The 1,278-nt window shown below is 61.1% G+C and carries 1 protein-coding gene; it reads left to right on the top strand.

Annotated features, from left to right (window positions below; genetic code table 11):
* Positions 1-389 precede the first annotated feature (389 nt).
* Positions 390-1,278, top strand: an 889-nt coding sequence (locus tag ADICYQ_RS31125) for an IS1380 family transposase (protein ID WP_040414636.1), incomplete at its 3' end; no start/stop codon positions are given.

Genomic DNA, 1,278 nt, shown 5'->3' with positions numbered 1-1,278 from the left:
ATTCCGACCACTGGGGTTGAGCGAACGATCGACAGACCTGGTGACACGACAAAGAAGATCTGAGCCTAGTCGGGGATCTTGTTGGTGACGCGCTGCGTTCCGGCACCGTTCAACTGGATTTTCTTGCAGCTCTACTCAGCCCCCTCGCCGCACGAAATGGATATCCCAAAGACGACGGACTCGCGCTACTGAGGAAGCTACTAGAACTCGGTCACGTCGATGTTGCATCCCAGATCAAGCGAGTGGCTTCAAACCCAGCGTGGCTCTTAGCCTCGATCCACCGGTCGAGTTGAGGTTGTAGCGGCGCGTTAAACCGAGAATGCCGCTCGGATCAGGAAAATAGAACTTACTTAGGGTTCATTTCAACCGATTCGAGAGGCATCTCGTAGATGCAACTTTTCCACAGTTCCAGCCGCTTGTCAGCCACCTTCGACGACACAAATCTCGTGTCGGCCGCGGGGCTGGTCCCCGCGATGGCGTTGGCGGTGAAAACTGGGCTCAGCGACCTCGCGGATGCGTGGCTGACATTGCCGGGGTACTTCGGTGCGAACTCCGGGTTGAAAGTGACCGCGTTGGTTGCGGGGATGCTCGCTGGTGCTGATTCGATTGATGACATGGCTTTGCTGCGGCACGGCGGTATGAAGAAACTCTTCGTCGGGACGTATGCCCCGTCGACGTTGGGGTCGTTCCTGCGGTCGTTCACGTTTGGTCACGTCCGGCAGTTGGACGCCGTCGCCTGGCGATGGCTTGTCAGCGTCGCCGCGCACACCCCGATCGTGGCGGGAATCGACGACTATGCCCTGGTGGATATCGACGACACGATCAAAGAAGTGCACGGATATAAGAAGCAAGGCTCCGGTTACGGCTACTCCGGAGTGCGCGGCTTGAACGCTCTGATCGGCATCGTCTCCACACCCAGGGCCGCACCGATCATCATCGGGTCGCGGCTGCGGAAAGGAGCGGCGGGTTCCCCACGCGGCGCGGGGAAGTTCGTCGGGGATGTCCTCGCCACGGTGAAACGCCTCCGCAGCCAGACGGCCGCTGGCCTAATACTGCTGCGCGCGGACAGTGCGTTCTACGGGCACGCGGTCGTCGCCGCCGCGCACCGGGCTGGCGCGGAAGTCTCCATCACGGCCCGGATGGACCCGGCCGTGAAACGAGCTATCGGCACGATCACCGATGACCGATGGACGACGATCAACTATACGGACGCGATCCGGGACGAGGCCACCGGCGCCTGGATATCGTCCGCCGAGGTCGCGGAAGTAGCGTTCACCG

It is taken from the genome of Cyclobacterium qasimii M12-11B (genome assembly GCF_000427295.1).
GTDB classification, from domain to species: Bacteria; Bacteroidota; Bacteroidia; order Cytophagales; family Cyclobacteriaceae; genus Cyclobacterium; species Cyclobacterium qasimii.
Note: the sequence above shows the minus strand (reverse complement) of the source record. Positions and strands in the feature narration are given on the sequence as shown.